Genomic DNA, 19,567 nt, shown 5'->3' with positions numbered 1-19,567 from the left:
AACCCGTCCTCTTTCAGGTCGGATTATAGCTTAGACACCTGTCCAAAAAATGGGGTCCACCTCTAGCCAACAGAAGCGCGCCATTACCGAAAAGCCAATGCCTACGGAAAGCTATGAGGGCGACGGCCACAAGGACACCCCAGTGGGCACACAGGGATAAAAACCAGTATTCCAGAACGAGAAACCCAAGAGCGCCTATCAGATACGACAAGAGTTAATACAAACGACGCAATCAGTTTGACAACGTTGTCTGTATCCTGCCGATAGGTCGCCTTGTTAGACGGCAGGTATCCAACAATCTTTGCGTCGGTTAGCTGCCTTGCCTCACAGTCAACATGTTCTGACGCTCAGACCTGAATTATAGAGCCTTGAACAATTTATGATCACCGAAGAAACGGCCGCTTATCGACCCACTCGTCAGTATCCGGGCGTCTGATTTTAGAGCGTAAAGTTTACACGACCGTAGTAATATCCGCCGGTCATCGGCACCTGTGAAGAGAACGTATCATACGGATTTCCACCGAGCTGATTTAGCTCACCGGGAAGCTTACGAGGCCGAATATTGAACACATTATTTGCACCTACTGCGACGTGCCAGCGCGAATTTACACGGTAGCCAATCTCAAGATCCGTCAACCAGCGCGGCGTATTTTTAAATTGTGCAAAGCAGGTGCTGGACTGTGAGAGCTGTTTGCCGTCAGTCGGACAGATTGCTGCCGTCGGAGTCCAGTCTTGGTAAGTCATCATGTCGGTTGTTTCGCCATAACGCGTCTGCCGGACATTGATATCCCACTTCCCGATCGTCCAAAATGCATTCAGAATAATCTTGCTGCGTGGATAAGCGGTGGTCAGATACGCAATATTTTGCGCATTCAGAAGCGGTGAGCCGGTTGAAGACATACCATTATGTGTCAGACGCGTGCGGTTCAGATCCAGGGCCATGGAAAGCGTAAGATTACCATAACGGTGCATGCGAAACATGTAATCCGCTTTGATATCCAGCCCCTGGGTTCGTGTACTGGCCCCATTGGTAAAGTAATAAGTTTGCACCGCGTTCTCAGAGAGCTGCGTCAGGGCTGGGAGGGAGACGCCCATACCCTCAAGCGCTGCAATGGCCGGAGCACCCGTCACGTTACCACCCTGAACGACACGATCGCGGATATTGATCTGGTAGACATCTGTTTCGATGTGGAACCCGTCAATTGGTTCCAGCACGATACCGCCAGTCGCACTTGTGGAACGTTCCGGCTTCAACGGAGAGGCGCCTGTGGCTCTGGCTTCGGAAGAAGAGACAGGAAGCAATCCCAGAACAGATGTTGGACCCACATTAATTGCGCTGTAATGCTGCTCCGCCATTGTCGGTGCACGGAACCCATTGCTGATTGTCGCACGCAGACCAATGCGACGCGTAATGTCATACCGCGTTGAGATCTTGCCGTTTTCGGTATTTCCTACGTCCGTATAGTGTTCAAAGCGGCCCGCAAAATCCAGATCCCAGTTCTTGAGTGGGTGGAAGTCACCGTCAAGATATCCGGCCCAGACGTCACGGTCCCACTTTCCTGCATCTTGCGGCGTCAGACCTGCCAGAGCTGATGTTCCGCCATACTCATACGATGCTGGCTCTCCTGCTAGAATGGTATACTGCTCAAGCCGGTGCTCACCGCCAAAAGCAAGCGTCATTGGTACAATATTGGCGATCTTGAAGTTGCGACGGAAATCGAGGTTATTAGTCCACTGTGCAAGGCGGAAATTAGATGTCCGAACCGTGGTTGGGCTGTAGCCCGTTACAGCGTACATGTTCGGGTTGGTCGTGTTCTGGTTAGAGATCTTGTCGAGATCCTCACCCCAGGTGCTACTCAGATCCCAGTCAAACCCAAAGAAGTGACGTCCTTTCACACCGAGGGTCGCCGCATAGTCGTTTTCATCGATCGTTTCGAGGGGGGAATAGCCAGATGGAAACAGTTCCGGATTACTGGCGCTACTACCCGACGGAACACGGTAGTTTTCATAGGCTTCTGCGTGACGATGCGCATATGTGACCTGGCCATAGAAATCGACATTGTCAGTCAGTTTTTTGCCAAAATCGACCCCAAGGTTTTCACGTGTTTCCTCAGGTGTGCTCATGATCTTATTGGAATTTTTGGGAACCTTGACTGACCCCGTGTACAGCTCATTTGCAGCACCCGCAGGCACATAACCTGCCAGTCGGTTGTCCACCGTGTTCGTCACAAAATGGTCCGTGTGATACACTTGACCGGAAATGTGCATATAGCCATCCCGGCCGAGCTTAAGTCCGCCGTCAGCGTTAAGCTGATATTGCCATCCATCACCATTATAAGCATTCGCACCGCTCTGAGCACTCATGCTCAGACCATGATCCTGCTTCTTGGTGATAATATTCACAACACCAGCAATGGCGTCGGAACCATACATCGCCGCCGCACCATCTTCCAGAACTTCGATATGATCGATCATATTCGCCGGGATCATGTTCAGATCGACGGGCGTAGCACCGAAATTCGGACCGGCATCGGCATTAATATTTGCTGTGGTGTGACGCCGTTTACCGTCCAGCAGAACAAGGACCTGGTTTGGATTGAGGCCCCGCATCCGGATAAAGGACGTCAGTGCACCTGCATCGTTACCCATCGTGCTCATGTTGATAGACGGATAGGTCTTCGCCAAAGCATCGGCGAGATTCATCTGGCCAGAACGACGCAGCGTTGCACTTGAGAGAACCGTAATCGGGCTCGTACTCTGACGTGCATGCCGGTTTGTTGCATGCGTCCCCGTGACAATCAGCCCCTCTTCTCCACCCGTGACTGATTTCACCTGCCGAACACTGAGGGAGTTTTTTTGAACAGTCGTGCGGACTGCCGCCTTTGCCTGCGACTTGTGCACGGGCGTTTTCATCTGATTCACCGGCGCCGTTATCGTAGCAGCCATGACAGAGCTGGTACCGAAACTGACGGAGAGAAACGTGGAGTAAAGCGCAATTTTCCTGATATTCATGATCGGCTCCATTGCCCTGCCCGCGCAGGGATATCAGTCGTTTTTTTTCTGAGACGGTGAATCAGAGGCATCAGAACCTCGTGGCACACCAGGTATTCAAAAACTCTGGGAAGTCATGCAACCGGGGGGCTCAAAAGCCGTACCAGGGCGCCTGCAACCACTTTTGTTGCATGCCGCATGTCTTCCAAAACCACATGCTCATTGGCTCTGTGACCATTCGCATCCTGCAGCCGTCGAGGACCAGCGCCATACAGAACGGTGGGACAACCTGCATTGCTGTAGATCCGCGCATCAGTGAAAAGCGGCATTCCCTTTTCATTGATGCGTTCTCCAAACACAGCCTCTGCAGCATCCTGCAATGCGTGGATCAATGGAGCTTGCTCCTCGTTTGGAACCAGCGGTAACGCCAGAAGATGTTGCGACACAGTGCACTCCACACCAGCGACTTCACTGCCGGCCCGCGTGATGACGCGACGCAGTTCTGCTTCCACGTTATCCGCCTGCTCATCAGGCAATATGCGGCGTTCCAAACGTAATCTCGCCTGCGCTGGAACCACATTTGCCGCAACACCGCCTTCGATCGTCCCGATCACCAGCGTGGGAGCGTCAATACCCTCAATAGAACTGTGATGCCCGGAGAGCTTATCTCGATATGCGTACAGCGCAGACATGACGCGGCAGGCCGCTTCGATCGCATCGGCACCGGTTTCAGGCCACGCAGAATGGGCGGCACGCCCCATAAAAGCGACATCCAGCTGAAGGCTGCCGTTATGCGCGATCATCACGTCATACGTAAAACCAGCGCTCACTACATAATCCGGCTTGCTCAATCCTTCTGCCAAAAGCCAGCCAGGCCCCACATGACCCCCGATCTCCTCGTCATACGTCAGATGAAGTTCAATTGTGCCCGAAACATCGGCACAGACTTCTTTCAAAGCACGAAGAGCAAAGGCATATGTTGCAAAATCTGATTTTGAAACTGCGGCGCCACGTCCATAGAGCCGTCCATCTTCAATCACTCCTGCGTAAGGATCATGGATCCAACCTTCCCCAGGTGGCACGACATCCCCATGCGCGTTAAGCGCGACCACCGGCCCTGATCCATCTCCAAAGCGTTCCCGAATGATCAGATTGGTAGCGCTCTTCATACCGTGCCGCTCTACGAAATCCTGCGGAACGGTATGTCGCTCAACTTTAAAGCCCAGTTCTTCCAGTAACCCTGCTGAAAAAACGGCATGTGGAGCGCAGTCTCCAGGAGGATTATCGGAAGGCACACCTACCAGCTTTTGCAGGAAGGGCACCTGCGCATGGTCAAAGTCACGATCGATGACGCTGCCAAGACAGTCGGTGGCCGTCTCTTCGTAACAGGAATCGTTTTCCGACATACCGCCCCCACTAAGCATTCAATATGCCCTCAGTTCATATTCTTTTTGTATACCAAATGAATTCGATCTTGAAGCGGAATGTTACGGCTATCTGATTTTTTTTAATTACTACGAGGCGGCTTCGTATCTGAGGAATGCCTGCGCTCGCTCTGAGCAACGTCCTGCAAAAAAGTCAGTCGCAGGACAATCGTCCACGATTTCCCCCGCGTCCACGAACAGGATCCGCGTTGCAACCTGCCGTGCGAATCCCATTTCGTGCGTCACACACATCATGGTCATTCCTTCACGGGCCAGTTCCGTCATGACCTGAAGTACTTCCTGAACCATCTCTGGATCCAGCGCGGAAGTGGGTTCATCAAACAACATCACATCAGGTCGCATCGCCAAAGCACGCGCAATAGCGGCACGCTGCTGCTGGCCTCCAGAAAGCGCGATGGGATACTTGTTCGCGTGTCGTTCCAGCCCCACCCGACGTAGAAGCGTTTCCGCCAGAGCCTGGATTTCGGTCGTCTCCCTTTTCTGAACAATACGCGGGGCAAGCATGATGTTCTGTAGAATGGTCAGATGGGAAAACAGTTCGAAACTCTGGAACACCATCCCGGCTTTTGCCCGCAGCATCGAATGATCTGTGCTCGCAGACCGCACAGCGGTGCCATCCACATAAATTTGCCCGCTCTCAAATGTCTCGAGAGCATTGATACATTTGATAAGTGTGGACTTTCCTGACCCTGAAGGGCCACAGACGACAATCACCTCTCCTTTTTTAATTTTTGCCGAGCAACCTCTAAGGACCTGAAAAGAACCATAAGACTTCGTCACATTCTCTAGTGTGATCATGATGGCTCTCCATAAAAGCGGTTTGGGGAAAAAATCTTCAGATCAGGCCGCTCGCAGCGTCCCATAAGCATGTCCGCAATGTGCCGGCCCATTGCGGGTGCAAGCGTCACACCATTGGCTGTCACCGCCGTAAAAAACCCCGGAACATCAGGGCTTTCACCTAAAATTGGCGCGCCATCCACATCAATATTCATGGCTGCCCAGCTACGGACAACATTCACCGCGCCCAGTGCAGGTATCAGGCGCTGCGCAACCCACAGGTTACCTTCCAGATTTTCTCTCAGCGGACGCGGATGACCGTGCACAGGATCCAGCCCTGCACTCCATCCGCCGCCGATCAGGAGGGAGCCATTTGCAGCCTGTTTGAGCGTAAGATGACGGCTTGCATGCGCGAGAAGTGAGTTCACCAGGGGCGCAACAGGTTCTGTAACGATCATCTGCAACGGTGCTCCGAATACGGGTAGCTGCCGTCCGACAAGCCCTGCAACTTCTCCAGCGTAGGCTCCCGCGGCATTCACGATCGCGCCTGCCGACCACGTCCGCTCACCTGCATGAACTTTGAACCGCTCCCCCGTACGTTCGATTGTGGACAGTGGTGTTAGTTCTTCGATGTGCACACCTGCCTGACGCGCCCGGGCCAAGACAGCTTGTGTCGCGACCATCGGATTGATCTTTCCCTCCTCGGAACAATATGCGCCACCAAGAAATCCGTTTCGAAGGTTGGGTTCGAGCCGTTGCAGTTCGTCTGCATCCACGATCCGCGCATCCACACCCAGAGACTGTTCGATGGCTACTTTGCCGCGTAGTCGCGCCATGTCAGCGTCTGTTTCCGCAACTACAAGTCCCCCGCAGACCTTGATTTCCAAGTCCCTGCCGAGCTGGGTTCGGAGCTCCTCCCACATCCGGATAGACTCTCGCTGCAAGGCCAGCGTTCGTGCGGGCATGGACGGCCCGTCATTATCGGCACTCGAATCAAATGCCATTAACTGGGCATGGAGACTTCCCGCATTTCCACCTGACGCCAGTGCACCGGCACGTCCCCGTTCCAGAACGACGACTGTCTTTCCAGCTTCGGCAAGAAACAAGGCTGCAAAAAGCCCGACGATCCCGGCGCCGACGACCACAACATCCACAGCATCGCAGGGAGTGTCTGGCGTCTTTGAATGGATACCCAGAGCCGAGGAAATGGCCACACGCCGGTGCCCACGCCATTCAGGTTTCTGGCGCGCGAGTGCGGCTACTGGCACTGGACGCAAGGGAATTTGTGGCGCGGGAAAATCATGTTCATGTGCGGGCATCGGAAGCATTATCGTCAGGGAAGCCTGACAAAACCGTCCCTGACAGCGCCCCATTCCCGCTCGTGTCGCTCGCTTGAGAGAGGCGATGTCCTGGATGTTATCTTCTGATATTCGCGCACGGACTGTTGCTGCCGTCACGCACTCGCAGCGGCAGAGAATGGTCTGGTCATCAGGCGCCGGGAGCATGACTGCGGGCTTGTAGAGCTTCCAGAGTAAGGACTGAAACTGCTCGTGCCGGGAATAAAGACGACGGCTACGCTTCAATCCCGGAGAATTGTCGCGCCCTGCAACCGCGAGAAGTCTGACCGCACAAAGCTTTCCTTGAGCCTGCGCGAGAAACGCCCCTCCAAAACGTCCTGTTTCTCCAATGATTGAGACATCCGGCTGATCAGTCCTACCATCGGGTGTTCGGCCCGTTTCCGGGTGAACAACAGGCCAGTCCCGGACCTGCTGGCGACAACCAAGAAGCCTCGGTAATTCTCCCGCTGGCACGAACCCATCCCCGAGACAGACCGTCTCTACATTTAACCAATGTTCCTTGGCGTTTTCATGGCGTACACAGGCCCGCTCTACCCGCTCATCACCTTCAATACGCGTCACCACACTCCCCCAGAGGAGAGGAACCCCCGCCCGGCGTAAAGTCAGCAGATGCTGCATCCCAGTTATGGCCAATCGGGGCGACGCCACAGACAGACGCCCCGCCAGTATCGGCCGTTGCATAGGCTCAGGAGCGCCCTCCACGACAGCCGCAACGTTCGCACCTTTCTTCACCAACTCCGCAGCGAGCTGAAGATTGAGCGGGCCATTTCCTGCAATCAGGATTGGACCAGAAGGCAATGTTTCATAAGCCCGGAGCAGCGTCTGCGCTGCCCCCGTCGTCAGGACACCCGGAAGAGTCCATCCTGGGCGTGGCCTGGGTGTTTCCTGCCCACCCGTTGCAATGACAATCTGCTTCGGCCGAACATAGAAGGCTTCACTGCTCCTCAGCCCCCCAATGATGAGCTTTCCGTCTTCGCGATATGCACTCCACACAAGCGTGTCAGGCCATACCCGTGCGCCACTCTGACGGACGGCCTCAATAAGTGCCGAGCCCCGCTGTCCCTGAGCATCCTGCGCGCGGGGATGAATGGCATTCTGCTTGAAATACTGCCCACCCAGGAGGTGGCGCTCATCAAGTAGCAAAACGTCCAGTCCACCCCTCGCCAGTTCCATGGTTGCAGCCAAGCCGGCTGGCCCTGCTCCAATCACCAGAACATCACAGGAATGTTCAGCTAAAGGGACCTCTCCAGCATCAGAATGTTCATCAACCAGCACATGCGCCGTTGCAGCATCCGGAACACGCGCGTTACGTCGGACAGTCATTCCATCGCGAACAGGCGTCATGCAGCCCCGGACCGACATTTGACCGTCCACATCCAGAAGACACTCCTGACACGCGCCGATTCCACAGAAAGGCCCCCGGTCCGAGCCATCAGGTGCAGTTCGATGGACAAGCTTCCCAGCTGCAAGCAAGGCCGCGGTCAGGGTCTGCCCACGCTTCGCACAAACCGTATCGCCCTCGAACGTGAAACTCTGCTGCTTCGACATCAGCGGGCATCCTGCGAACTGATCGGCAGTTCCATAACCGCTTCAGGGGTCACGCGCTGCTGACGACGATAAGGACGCTCTGCAAAATGTTCGATCCGCCGTTGGAAAAAATCCCAGGCTGTCGTCATCAGCAGGTAATACAGTGCTGCTACCGAGAACAGTTCCAACACCATAAACTGATCCTGAACCAGAATTTGGCTTCGTTGCATCAGTTCTTCCATGGAAATGACGGACGTCACACTCGTGGTCTTGAGAAGACCATTTACAGAGTTTCCAAGCGGCGGAATGATAAGGCGAAACGCCTGCGGAAAAGCAATGCGCCAGGCGATCTGTCGCTCGCTCAGCCCAAGAGCACGCGCCGCAGCAATCTGCCCTACAGGAACGGCATTAAGGCCCGCGCGGATGATCTCCGCCAGATAGGCCGCTTCGTTGAGTGTCAGCCCGATAATTGAACACGCCATCACGCTCAGGCGAATATCCAGCTTCGGCAAGCCAGCATAAATTACCACAAGCTGTACCAGAAGCGGCGTGCCCCGGAAAAACCACACGTAAAATCGCGCGGGCCATGAAAACAAGGGCTGCGGTGAACGCTTCATGACCGCGATCAGCAATCCCAGGAAAAAGCCCAGCACCATTGATACGGCTGTCATACCCAGCGTGAGCAATGCACCACGAAAGATATACGGGCTTCCAAGATAAGTAAAAAAGCCGTGCCAGCTCCAGATTTGCATATGGATGCCCCGTTTTAGCGTGTTGTTAAGTCAGCGTTCTTTGGCAGGATCGGGCATTCCGGAGACTGTAATATGCCCCGGAAATGGCATGACACCGTAAGGCGCCATGAGATGCTCCAGTGTTCCGTCTTCCCGCATATCTTCCAGTACCGCAGCCACTTCGCGCGCCAGATCCGGATCACGTAGCGCCAGCGCAACGGGCGTTGGATACAGCCCCGTCAGAACGGGCTTTACACCTCCCTGCTCCGCGTTGCGCCTCGCTACAGCATCAATGGAGAGAACTGCGGTGACCTGTCTTGCTCGCAGACCTGCAAATGCAATGCCGACGTTCTGAAACGTCTTGATTTCAAGGCCTGGTCGCCCGGCCGCCCGCAAAGCGTCATCAGCTTCACGGGCATGACGCTCTTCAATGCCACCCATTTCCACCCCGACCGACATTCCCGAGAGATCTTCGATTCGGCTGAGATGCAGTGCTGCCTCTTCATTGAGCGAAACACTGATCGCCTGAATTTCGTAGGGGATCATGTGCATCAGCTTTGCTCGCTGAGGTGTATAAAACATGCCCGTGTTGATGATGTCCCAGCGCTTTTCCAGCAGCCCCAGCGTCAATTGTGCAAAAGACGTGGACAGCACAACGGGCCGGAGACAAAGCCTACGGGCCAGTTCGTTACCCAACTGCATCCGCATTCCGGTGATGCTGCCGTCGACCGTCACATATTGCAGGGGCGGTAGCGTCGGATTGGTTGCCATAACCAATTGTCCCTGCGAAATCAGACCGGTGGTCGCACGGCACGATGCTGCATGCGCAGTCATCGCCAACGTCATGGAATACAAGGCTACGCAAAGCTGCCCTGTGTTCCATACCCGCCGGGATAACCTGTTCTCAGACACTTTCTTCAAACCGGAGGTCCAGATCCTTCACGATCTGAAGCGCACGTGCATCATCTGCCTCTGGCAGAGGCAAGCGGGGGGCACGTGGGCCGCCAATATCCAGTCCCATATGCTTCAGGAGAGCCTTTGTTCCCGCCACATAACCCTGTCCCCCAACGAACTGGATCAGCGGCACATGGCGGAAATACATCTCTCTGGCCTTACCAATGTCATGATATCCGTCGCAGAGATTGAAGATATCGCTCATGACTTTGGGGGCGACATTAGATGCCACGGCTACCCAGCCGATCGCCCCTTCCAGGAAGCTCTCAAAGCCCATGATGCCACCGAAAACCGACAGACGATCACCACACAGTCGGATGATATCCCGCACACGGGTCACATCCATCGTGGATTCCTTTATCAGACAGCAGTTGTCGATATGCGAGAGCCGCGCCACCAGTTCCGGTTTCAGATCCACATTTGCCGTCGCCGGATTGTTGTAGAGCATGATCGGCAGCCCGATCGCATCCGAAATACGCCGATAATGAACGAACAGTTCATCATCGGTCGGGGTGGAATAGAACGGGGGAATGATCATGACACCGTCCGCACCCAGCCGCTCGGCCTCCTGGCTGTAACGAATCACGTCATAGGTATTTTCTGCTCCAGTGCCGATAAATACCGGAACGCGACCAGCGGCCTGATCGATCACCGTCTGAGCCACAAGCGTCCGCTCGTCATCAGTCAGTGACAGAAATTCTCCAGTCGAACCCAAAGGGATAAGACCGGCAATTCCCTGGGCAATCTGCCAGTCAGTGAACCGTCGCAGACCTGGAACATCAACACGTCCCTCGCTATCATAGGGCGTGATCATCACGGTATAGGTTCCGCGGAACTTCATCGATTTTTCCTTTATTGAGGGAGACATCAGAACTGCGGCTCCCGGAAGCCCTGAGGCGAGCCACCGGCGGATGCTCCGCTTTCCGGGTCATCGCTGTGAGTGTTCATGAATGCCGCAATATCAGGGGTCTGCGAGGCCTGCCCCCGACCATGTCCGAGCGCCCGGACATGACCCGCCTCCAGAAGAACAATCCTGTCCGACAGGGAGGCGACGACACCCATCGCATGAGACACCTGAATGATCGTCATGCCGTCACGTGCAAGATCACGCAGGAGAATGCTGACCTCCTGAACCTTCCGCGGATCCAGCGCAGAAGTCGGCTCATCCAGAAGCAGAAGTGCAGGCCGAAGCATAAGAGCCCGAGCAATGGCAACGCGCTGTTTCTGCCCACCAGACAGATCGTCAGGAAGCACATTCGCCTTGTCCGCCAGACCGAGCTTTTCCAAAAGCTCGTGAGCCTCATGCTCAGCCTCACGATGCGTCCGCTTTGCCACGACGGTGGGCGCAAGGGTGAGATTTCGCAACACCGACATATGACCGAACAGGCCAAACTGTTGGAATACGATCGCGGCCTGAGCCCGAAGGATTTTTGCAGATCCGAGCTTCGACATATTCACCAGACGCCCATCCACGGTCATACGTCCGCATTCTACGGACTGTAGTCCGATGAGCGTTCGCAACAACGTAGTCTTTCCCGATCCCGAAGGTCCGATGAAACTGACGATCTCTCCGCGTTCCGCCGTAAACCCGACGTCGCGAAGCGTCTCAGTCTTTCCATGTCGGACGCAGACGTCCCGAACATCAATGTACGGCAATGCGCTTCTCCAGAAGACGGCTTAGACAGGTCAGCGGATAGGAAATCGTGAAATAGAGCATGAGCACGGCACAGAAGACCTGCACTGAAGGAAGCCCTCGCCCGGAAAGGATCACCCCGGCCTGGCTAAGTTCCACAACGCCAATCTGAGACGCCAGCGCGGTGTCCTTGATAAACAGTACCAGATATCCAATGGCCGGCGGCAGGACGGCCGACGTTGCTTGAGGCACGATGACATATCGCCACCGCGCCCAGAGTGGCAGGTCCAGGGTCAGTGCAGCTTCAACCTGCTCAACCGGGACTGTAAGGATCCCACCGTGCAGTATTTCGCTCAGATACGCTGCCGCAATGAGCCCGATCGAACCAATCGCCACAACTGTTGCCGATACATCCACACCGGCCATACCAGTACAGAAAAATACGATATAAAGGGTTACGATGAACGGGATACGGCGAATGATCTGGACATACGCAACGGCCAATAGTCGTAGCGGCAGTAACACCTTGCCGCCCGAAAGACGGAGCGCCGTCAGAATCACAGCACCGGCAACGCCCATCAGACCCCCACCGACAGACAGGATGATCGTCCGCAGCAAGGCCTGAAGCAAAAGGCTAGTGTCATAATGTGAGAACGCAATCATACCATGCGCTCCAATCCACGGCGGCACAGCATGAAGATCCCAGCCAGAGCAAAGGAGAGCACGGCATAGAGCGCTCCTGTTACAAGCATGACCTCAAGAATTCGGAATGTGGTCGATCCAATGTCGTAGGCGCGGCCCGTAAGATCTTCGACCCCGAAGATTGATGCCATCGCACTACCCAGGATCATGATCTGAAAATGATTGGCCAACGCCGGGAACATCGTGCGGCCGACATGCGGCAGGATAACCCGAAGGTAAGTCTGCCGCCGGTTCAGCCCAAGCGTAAGCGCAACCTCATGATAAACAGACGGAACCCTCGACATGCCGGCCCCTAGGATATCCGCCAGATAAGCCCCAGCATTCAGAGTCATCCCTATAACAACGGACATGACAGGCGAAACCATTACGCCCATCAAAGGCAGGCAATAGAAAACAGCAAAGATCTGGGAAAGCTGAGGCGCATTGGTCAGCGCCGTGCTGTATCCACGGCTCATCCGCCGCCAAACACCTCTATTTTCGAAACGAACTACGACGAGCAATACTGCGAGAGACAGCCCCAGCCCAAAGGCCAGCGCCGCGATCAGGATTGTGATCCAGACACCCCCCAGCAAATAAGGCAAGCGAACCAGGACGGGATGAAAATCCAATCGGTTCATGGCGCCCTCTGATCTGTGCCAGGATCGAACCATTTACGATGGATGGCCTCAAGCCGGCCATTTGCTTCCATCTTTTCCAGCAGATGATCGACATCTGAACGCAATGTCACATCCTGAGGAGAAAGACCTATGCAGTCGTCTCCTACCGGCGGAGCGAACCCCCGAATGACTCTCCACTGCACCTGGGGCTGGGTAGGCAGGTAATGACCGACATATTCGATCACGTCGACCATTGCGTCTCCCCGCCCTTGCGCGAGAGCACGGATTGCATCGACATAACTGTCTAACAGCAGCATTGATGCCTTTGGAGCGTGTTCGCGCAGATAGGCCACAGCCGTCGAGCCCCGCACCTCCACGAGCTGATGTGCGCCGGAAGTCAGATCTCCGAAAGACATAATTTTTCGTTCAAACGGGGAAATGATCGCAAATTGCTCGGAATAGAGAGGGCGCGAAAATGCGATGACCTCAGCCCTCTCCGGCGTTCGCGTCAGGCCGCCAAGCACAATATCAACTTTGCCTGCCAGCAGATAAGGGATGCGTCCACTCGATGACAGCGTGACAAAACGCGGTTCAACACCCAGCCCGGCCGCAATAGCCCGCCCGATATCTATGTCGTAACCAGCGAGTTCGTTGCGGGCATCGTACTCCCCCAGCGGCGGAAGCCCCGGTTCCACACCGATATTGATATGTCCGCTATCGCGAATAACTGCACTCCCTCTTGCATCAGCATTGCCGGGCAGAAGAACACTGCAGGCAGCGCAGAAACCTAAAAACAGACTGGTCCGGATCGCTTTCAAAAAGGTTTCTCCGATGCTCTGCGACTTTAGGGTTGCGGTTACCAGATCACTGATCTAATTCGAATATACTTTATGTATACGATAGAAAACCCTTTGGAAGAAATTTCTTCTCCGGACCGATCCGAATGAGCAATGGACCCTCTCCTGTGACCTTCCTTTACCTGACTCAAACGATTGAAGGTTTTGAAGGAGAACCTGTGGCCGCAGCCCTCCGCCGCGCAGGCATTCTTGAACTCGGGCAGTCAGGAATCGACAACAGTTCCCGTGGTGCTTTCTGCTTCATGGGAAGCTGTCAGGAATGTCGCATCCGGATCAACGGCACAGTTGCTTACGCCTGCAAGGCTCCTGTTTTCTCGAACATGACGATCACGCCCTATGCCCAGTCCTGACTTCTCCCCCGTCACCGTCATCGGTGGAGGCATCGCTGGCAGTACAGCGGCCATTGCGCTTTCCCGCCTCGGACTGCCCGTCACGCTTATCGACGAACAATCCGAGGCGGGGGGGCAGATCTTCAGAGCTCCCTCACCTTATGCCCGCCAAACCGTACCACCGAATCACGAATTCAGCGGTGGCGATACCCTTCGTGGAAAGCTGGCAGCTTCTGACGTTACAGTGCGCCTTGGAACAAGGGTCTGGGGTCTGTCACCCAGCCTGACGCTGGACCTTATCGGTTCTGACGGCATGAGCCAGCTTCCACCTTCGACAGTTGTGGTCGCCAACGGTGCGACAGAGCGCTTTTTTCCATTTCCGGGATGGACGACCCCTCGCATCACAGGCCTTGCAGGGGCCAGCATCCTGATGCGCAATGGTGGAACGCTGCCGGGTCAGACAGTCCTGGTCGCCGGTTCGGGGCCACTGCTGTTTTCTGTAGCCCATCAGGTTCTGGAGCTCGGTGGCAAGGTTGCCGCTATCGTAGATGCCGGCAGTCGCACCGACTGGTTTCGTCTGGGCGCCATGCTCGCACTCGACCCCTCTCGCATGGCTCAGGCACTCTCTTGGATGCGGCAATTACGCAAAGCCGGAATTCCAATTCATCACCGATCCTTTCTGTCGTCTGCGCAGGAAACCGAAAGCGGCCTGCTTCTGACGGTCAGTGAAATGGATCATCCCCAGCGCCGCCATCTCTATGCCGCCGAGACCGCGGCCTGCGGCTATGGCCTCAAACCCTCGACGCTGATTACGCGATCAACTGGCGTTCAGCACCATCACGACGCGCTTGGGGGGTATCTTGAACCCGTCACGGATGTTGCCGGACGTACAAGCCGTCCCGATCTGTACGTTACAGGCGACGCCGCAGGAATCCGCGGCATGGCTGTCGCCCGCCTGCGCGGACTCGTCACCGCCCATGCCCTGGCTCAGGATCGCGGTCTGATTTCGTCAGCCACATATAAAAGTCTGACCAGAACTCCCCGTCGCCACCTTCGCCGCCTTGATGCCGTCTCTCGCCGGATGCTTCCGTTGATGAACGCTGGCCGAGAACTTGCCGCAAGCGTGCATGACGACACCATTGTTTGCCGATGCGAACGCGTAACCGCAGCAACCCTGCGATCGGCCATCCATTCCGGTGCCAAGGACCTGAACCAGCTCAAGGCTTGGACACGCTGCGGTATGGGGCCGTGTCAGGGGCGCATGTGTGAAGACAGTGCACGAAACCTCGTTACTGCCACCTGCAAAAGCACGCCTGAGGACGCAGGGAGTTTCACTGCGCGCATGCCGTTCTTCCCCCTCCCCCTGACCTCCGTGACCGGCACCTTCGATTATTCCGACATTCCCTTGCCAAAGGCTGCTCCTCTATGACCGTCGCGCTGCATGAAAAACCAGCAATGTATGACGCCGTCATTGTTGGCGCAGGCGTCATGGGAGCGACGACCGCCCTGTTCCTGGCGCGTGCCGGCCTGAACGTTGCCATGGTTGACAGGCAAGACATGTTCCGCGCCGCTTCGGGCGTCAACGCCGGGACACTGACCCTGCACATGACCCGTGCTCAGCTCATTCCCCACGCCATTCGTGGCCGGGAAATGTGGCTAAATAGCGCGGAATGGCTCGGCGAAGATGTTGGCGCCCTTGCAACGCCTGGCCTGTCGATGGCGTTTACGGAAGCTGAAGAAGATCTCCTGATCCAACGCGCTCGCGTCCGGCAAGAGATGGGAGCTCCGATCGAAATCGTATCGCCTGATCGTGCCGTTGGCATCGAGCCGGGTATCAATCCCTGTTTGCGTGCTGCTGCCTATTGCGCGCTGGACGGTCATATCCCGACCTATCGCGTGGGAGGAGCTTATGCCCATGCACTGAAACAGACAGGCGTCACGCTCATCGAAAACGCTGCAGTTGAAACCATCACTTCATCAGGTGGTCAGGGTTATGAAATTCGACTGGCCAATCGGAGCCAAACTGTCCACGCACATCGTGTCGTCCTGAGCACTGGAGCATGGCTGGAAAAGATGCTGGGCTGGTTCGGCCATGACATTCCGATCCGCTGCCTCATCAACCAGCTCGTTGTTACGGAAACGCTTTCTCCCGTTATGAACAGTGTCCTCAGCATTGCCAACGGACTGCTCTCTCTCAAGCAGTTTGCCAACGGCAGCGTGCTCATCGGGGGCGGCTGGCAGGGTGAAGGTAATATTCGTGACGGTGGCACTCGCGTCATTCCTGAAAACCTTCAGGGGAATGTTCGTCTTGCCCAGCATGTCGTTCCACAGCTGAACACTGCGCAGATCCTCCGGGTCTGGCTTGGCCTGGAATCCGAAACACCGGACGCCATGCCTCTGATTGGCCCCCTCACACGTGATGATAACGCGTTCGTTGTGGGCTGCGTCCATTCTGGCTTCACCAGCGGTCCTTATATGGGCCGCCTGCTGGCGGAGCGCATTCTCGGCGCAGATCCTGACCTGACTGCTTTTGACCCATATCGTTTCTCCTCCTCTCCAGCCACCGGATCCCAGCCATGATTCCCGTTTCTCCCGCACCTTTCCGGGGCGTTTACGCTGCTACACTGGTGCCCTTTCAGGCCGACGGAACGCTGGACGAAACTCTTTTCTGCGAGCATCTCACAGATTGTACGGGCCGTGAGGGCATCGTAGGCATTCTGTGCAACGGACATGCTGGCGAAAATCATCTTCTGACACGCGCAGAAAAACGCCGGGTAGTGAAACTGGCTGCGGAGACCATTGGCGCGAACCGCATCATCGTTTCAGGAGTCCTTTCGGAAGACCTGAATGAAGCCTGTGACCACGCCCGTGACGCCGTAGCCGCTGGCGCAGATGCCCTCTTGGTGTTTCCACCGTTCTCCTGGGCCGTCTCGCAGGACGCAGAGGCCATTATTGCTCATCACACTGCCATCTGTAATGCAGTCGATGTACCCATCATGCTTTACCAGTCATCGATTGGAAGTGGAGGCATGGCCTACTCCATCCCCATCCTTGAAGCACTTCTTCGCCTACCGAAGGTTGTTGCCGTCAAAGAAGGAAGCTGGGAGACCAACGCCTATGACCGTCACCGCAGGCTAGCTGCACGCGTTGCCCCCCACGTGGAAGTCATGGCTTCAGGAGACGAGCACCTCCTTGCGTGCTTCGCCATTGGCACAACAGGCAGCCTTGTCAGCCTCGCAGGGATCCTTCCCAGTGCCATGAGCCAGCTTTTTCGTGCCGTTGAGGAAAATGATTTCCCTCTGGCACGCAAGATCCACGAGGCCGTTCAACCTCTTGCCAATCTGATCTACGGACGCCAGCCCGGAGGCCGCGCCACACTGCGGCTGAAAGCCTGTCTGGTTATGCAAGATAAATGGCCCTCCTGCCGAACCCGCAAGGCTTCTGATATCATCGCTCCTGAAGAATGGCAGGAACTGTCAGCCGCATTGGAAACTGCCATGACAGTGGAAGGACCCTAATGAGCGATTATATGGTAGCCGAACGCGAACAAAATCTCGCTGAACTGGCTTACACACAGATCAAACGTATGATCCTTGAGAAGAAGCTGCCCAGCGGAATGTCCGTTGTGGAGGGGCGACTTGCGGACCATCTCGATATCTCCCGTACCCCTGTGCGCGAAGCACTGATGCGTCTCGCGGCCGAAGATCTTCTCGTAAAACAAGGATCGCGCTCTTTTGCGGTTCGCAACGTCTCCGCTACTGAATTTTTTCAGGCCGTTCACATTAGGGAAATTCTTGAAAGCGAAGCCATCGCCCTGTCTTTCGAAAGGCTCGACCGAGCCGTCCTCGCAGAGTTACGCCGTGACATTGTAGAACTCGGAAAAACCCCTGATCAGACAGCAGCTCAATGGCAGCTCGACGACCGGCTGCACCGCATGTTCCCCAGAGTTTCTGGAAATGGCGTACTTCTGCGCACCATTGATGAACTCCGCACCCTCACTCGCCTGTGTGAAGTAACCTACCCCCTGGGTCGCGTTCCCTCTTCCACAACTGAACATCTGGCTATTGTCGACGCTCTACTCGCAGGGGATCGCGATGCTGCTCGCGCCGCAATGGTCACGCATCTGCGGAATGTCGCAGCCGATTGCATGGATATTCTCCGAGGCGGCTGAATCTGCCTCTCTCTATAATCAGGAAAAATCGCTATGATGACTTTTGACCTTGTGATCCGGAACGGTAAGATCGTTACCGCCACTGACACGTACATTGCCGATATCGGAATCAACGGCTCAAAAATTGTCGAAATCGGTTTTAATCTTGCTGGCCGCGAAACCGTCGATGCAACCGGCCTGCTTGTCATGCCAGGCGGCATCGACGGCCACTGCCATATCGAGCAGGTCGAGACTGACGGCACCATCCACGAAGACGACTTTGTTTCTGCAACGGGTACTGCCCTTCTTGGTGGTACCACAACCGTCGTATGCTTTGCGTCCCACATCCCCGAAAAAGGGCTGGTCGAACAGTTCGAGGACTATCGTGCCCGTGGTGCCAATTCCCGTATAGACTTCGCCATCCACCAGATTATCACCCGCACCGATGACAAAACGATCATGGAAGAAATTCCTATCATAGCCGAACGCGGTGCTGCTGGTTTGAAGGTCTTCATGACTTATGACGATTTTCACCTTTCGGACGGGCAGTTCCTTCAGGTTCTGGAAGCCGCCAAGAAAAGTAACATCATCGTCTCTGTTCACTGTGAGAATTATGACGCCATCCGTCACCTCATCCTTCGTCATCTTGAGGAAGGCCGAATAGAACCTTATGGCCACGCGACATCGCGGCCGCCAAGCGTTGAACGTGAAGCCACTTATCGCGCCATCACCATGAGTGAACTTGTAGATCAGGAGATCCAGATCTTTCATGTCTCCTGTCCTGAAGTCGCCGAAGAAATCAGTCGTGCCCAATCACGCGGCATAAAAGTCGTCGCTGAAACCTGCCCGCATTACCTGACGCTGACTGAAGACGTCCTGAAATCCGACGGGTTCGAAGGCACAAAATATATCTGCAGTCCTCCTCTTCGCACCCAGGCCCAGCAGGACGGCATGTGGCAATATCTGCGCAATGGCGTCATCAGCATTATCTCGTCAGATCATTGCGGCTACACCTTTGACGGGGATGTTGGGAAAGGTCGCCGTGGCCGTGACGCTGATTTTTCCCTTATCCCCAATGGCATGCCAGGACTTGGGACACGTCTTCCTGTCTTTTACGACGCCGCTATCAACAACGGCCAATTAGCCCTTACCGATTTTGTGCGTGTGACGGCTACCACGCCAGCCAAGCGTTACGGACTTTACCCAGAAAAAGGTACAATCGCCCCCGGCGCTGATGCTGATCTGGTTTTATGGGATCCTGACCAAGTAGTGACAATCACCAATTGCTTTTTTCAAAGCAACATTGACTACACCCCTTACGAGGGCCGTACAGTTCGAGGGTGGCCGGTGAAAGTGTTCCTCCGGGGTACGCTCGCTATGGATAAGGGTAACCTCCTCGCATCCCCTGGAACTGGAAAATTTTACAAAGCTCAGGAGCGAATTGATTAGCACTACAGTTGCGTTTTTCTGAGGGTTCTGAATCTATGGATAGCCATGATTCAGAACGAGATGAATAG

The 19,567-nt window shown here is 55.4% G+C and carries 17 protein-coding genes; 6 read left to right on the top strand and 11 right to left on the bottom strand.

All coding sequences use genetic code 11. The features are described from left to right. Positions 1 to 438 precede the first annotated feature (438 nt). From HK24_RS09500 to HK24_RS09450, 11 genes are all read right to left on the bottom strand, one after another. Positions 439 to 3,012 (bottom strand): TonB-dependent siderophore receptor, encoded by a 2,574-nt coding sequence (locus tag HK24_RS09500; protein ID WP_233126210.1) that lies wholly within the window; start codon positions 3,010 to 3,012, stop codon positions 439 to 441. A gap of 113 nt (positions 3,013 to 3,125) precedes the next feature. Beyond that, a complete protein-coding gene (locus HK24_RS09495; RefSeq protein ID WP_086634278.1) occupies positions 3,126 to 4,397 on the bottom strand; it encodes an ArgE/DapE family deacylase in 1,272 nt (423 codons plus the stop codon). Positions 4,398 to 4,505: 108 nt separating this feature from the next. Continuing rightward, positions 4,506 to 5,234 (bottom strand): amino acid ABC transporter ATP-binding protein, encoded by a 729-nt coding sequence (locus HK24_RS09490; protein ID WP_086634277.1) that lies wholly within the window; start codon positions 5,232 to 5,234, stop codon positions 4,506 to 4,508. After that, entirely contained in the window at positions 5,231 to 8,119 is a 2,889-nt protein-coding gene (locus HK24_RS09485; protein ID WP_086634276.1) for an FAD-dependent oxidoreductase, read from the bottom strand. Before HK24_RS09485 ends, HK24_RS09490 begins: the two co-directional genes overlap by 4 nt. Continuing rightward, on the bottom strand, positions 8,119 to 8,850 hold the full coding sequence (locus HK24_RS09480) for an amino acid ABC transporter permease (RefSeq protein WP_086634275.1): 732 nt from the start codon (positions 8,848 to 8,850) through the stop codon (positions 8,119 to 8,121). Before HK24_RS09480 ends, HK24_RS09485 begins: the two co-directional genes overlap by 1 nt. Before the next feature lie 30 nt (positions 8,851 to 8,880). Continuing rightward, entirely contained in the window at positions 8,881 to 9,663 is a 783-nt protein-coding gene (locus tag HK24_RS09475) for a transporter substrate-binding domain-containing protein (RefSeq protein ID WP_233126209.1), read from the bottom strand. A 70-nt stretch (positions 9,664 to 9,733) separates the two neighbouring features. Continuing rightward, on the bottom strand, positions 9,734 to 10,624 hold the full coding sequence (locus HK24_RS09470; RefSeq protein ID WP_086634273.1) for a dihydrodipicolinate synthase family protein: 891 nt from the start codon (positions 10,622 to 10,624) through the stop codon (positions 9,734 to 9,736). A gap of 26 nt (positions 10,625 to 10,650) precedes the next feature. Beyond that, positions 10,651 to 11,439, bottom strand: coding sequence for an amino acid ABC transporter ATP-binding protein (locus HK24_RS09465; protein WP_086634272.1), 789 nt, complete (start codon positions 11,437 to 11,439; stop codon positions 10,651 to 10,653). Continuing rightward, positions 11,426 to 12,079, bottom strand: coding sequence for an amino acid ABC transporter permease (locus HK24_RS09460; RefSeq protein WP_086634271.1), 654 nt, complete (start codon positions 12,077 to 12,079; stop codon positions 11,426 to 11,428). Before HK24_RS09460 ends, HK24_RS09465 begins: the two co-directional genes overlap by 14 nt. Further along, positions 12,076 to 12,735, bottom strand: coding sequence for an amino acid ABC transporter permease (locus HK24_RS09455; protein ID WP_086634270.1), 660 nt, complete (start codon positions 12,733 to 12,735; stop codon positions 12,076 to 12,078). Before HK24_RS09455 ends, HK24_RS09460 begins: the two co-directional genes overlap by 4 nt. Beyond that, the gene (locus HK24_RS09450) at positions 12,732 to 13,532 is read right to left on the bottom strand and encodes a transporter substrate-binding domain-containing protein (protein WP_086634269.1); all 801 of its coding nucleotides are present in this window, start codon (positions 13,530 to 13,532) and stop codon (positions 12,732 to 12,734) included. The genes HK24_RS09455 and HK24_RS09450 overlap by 4 nt, the downstream gene beginning before the upstream one ends. A gap of 125 nt (positions 13,533 to 13,657) precedes the next feature. Between HK24_RS09450 and HK24_RS09445 the strand changes: the two genes are divergently transcribed. Genes HK24_RS09445 through hydA form a run of 6 tightly spaced genes read left to right on the top strand, consistent with a single transcriptional unit; the run spans position 13,658 to position 19,499 of the window. Next, positions 13,658 to 13,921 carry a 2Fe-2S iron-sulfur cluster-binding protein gene (locus tag HK24_RS09445; protein ID WP_086634268.1) on the top strand — a complete coding sequence of 88 codons (264 nt, stop codon included), beginning with the start codon at positions 13,658 to 13,660 and terminating at the stop codon, positions 13,919 to 13,921. Beyond that, positions 13,908 to 15,329, top strand: a complete 1,422-nt coding sequence (locus HK24_RS09440; protein ID WP_086634267.1) for an NAD(P)/FAD-dependent oxidoreductase — start codon at positions 13,908 to 13,910, stop codon at positions 15,327 to 15,329. Before HK24_RS09445 ends, HK24_RS09440 begins: the two co-directional genes overlap by 14 nt. Then, on the top strand, positions 15,326 to 16,480 hold the full coding sequence (locus HK24_RS09435) for an FAD-binding oxidoreductase (protein ID WP_086634266.1): 1,155 nt from the start codon (positions 15,326 to 15,328) through the stop codon (positions 16,478 to 16,480). Before HK24_RS09440 ends, HK24_RS09435 begins: the two co-directional genes overlap by 4 nt. Further along, the gene (locus HK24_RS09430; protein ID WP_086634265.1) at positions 16,477 to 17,418 is read left to right on the top strand and encodes a dihydrodipicolinate synthase family protein; all 942 of its coding nucleotides are present in this window, start codon (positions 16,477 to 16,479) and stop codon (positions 17,416 to 17,418) included. The genes HK24_RS09435 and HK24_RS09430 overlap by 4 nt, the downstream gene beginning before the upstream one ends. Further along, complete coding sequence (locus HK24_RS09425) at positions 17,418 to 18,071, top strand: GntR family transcriptional regulator (RefSeq protein WP_233126208.1); 654 nt, start codon at positions 17,418 to 17,420, stop codon at positions 18,069 to 18,071. Before HK24_RS09430 ends, HK24_RS09425 begins: the two co-directional genes overlap by 1 nt. Before the next feature lie 33 nt (positions 18,072 to 18,104). Continuing rightward, entirely contained in the window at positions 18,105 to 19,499 is a 1,395-nt protein-coding gene (gene hydA, locus HK24_RS09420; protein WP_233126207.1) for a dihydropyrimidinase, read from the top strand. Positions 19,500 to 19,567: the final 68 nt, after the last annotated feature.

The organism is Gluconobacter sp. DsW_058 (assembly GCF_002153615.1).
GTDB classification, from domain to species: Bacteria; Pseudomonadota; Alphaproteobacteria; order Acetobacterales; family Acetobacteraceae; genus Gluconobacter; species Gluconobacter cerinus.
The sequence above is the reverse complement of the archived record's forward strand: the minus strand, read 5'-3'. Positions and strand labels throughout refer to the sequence as shown.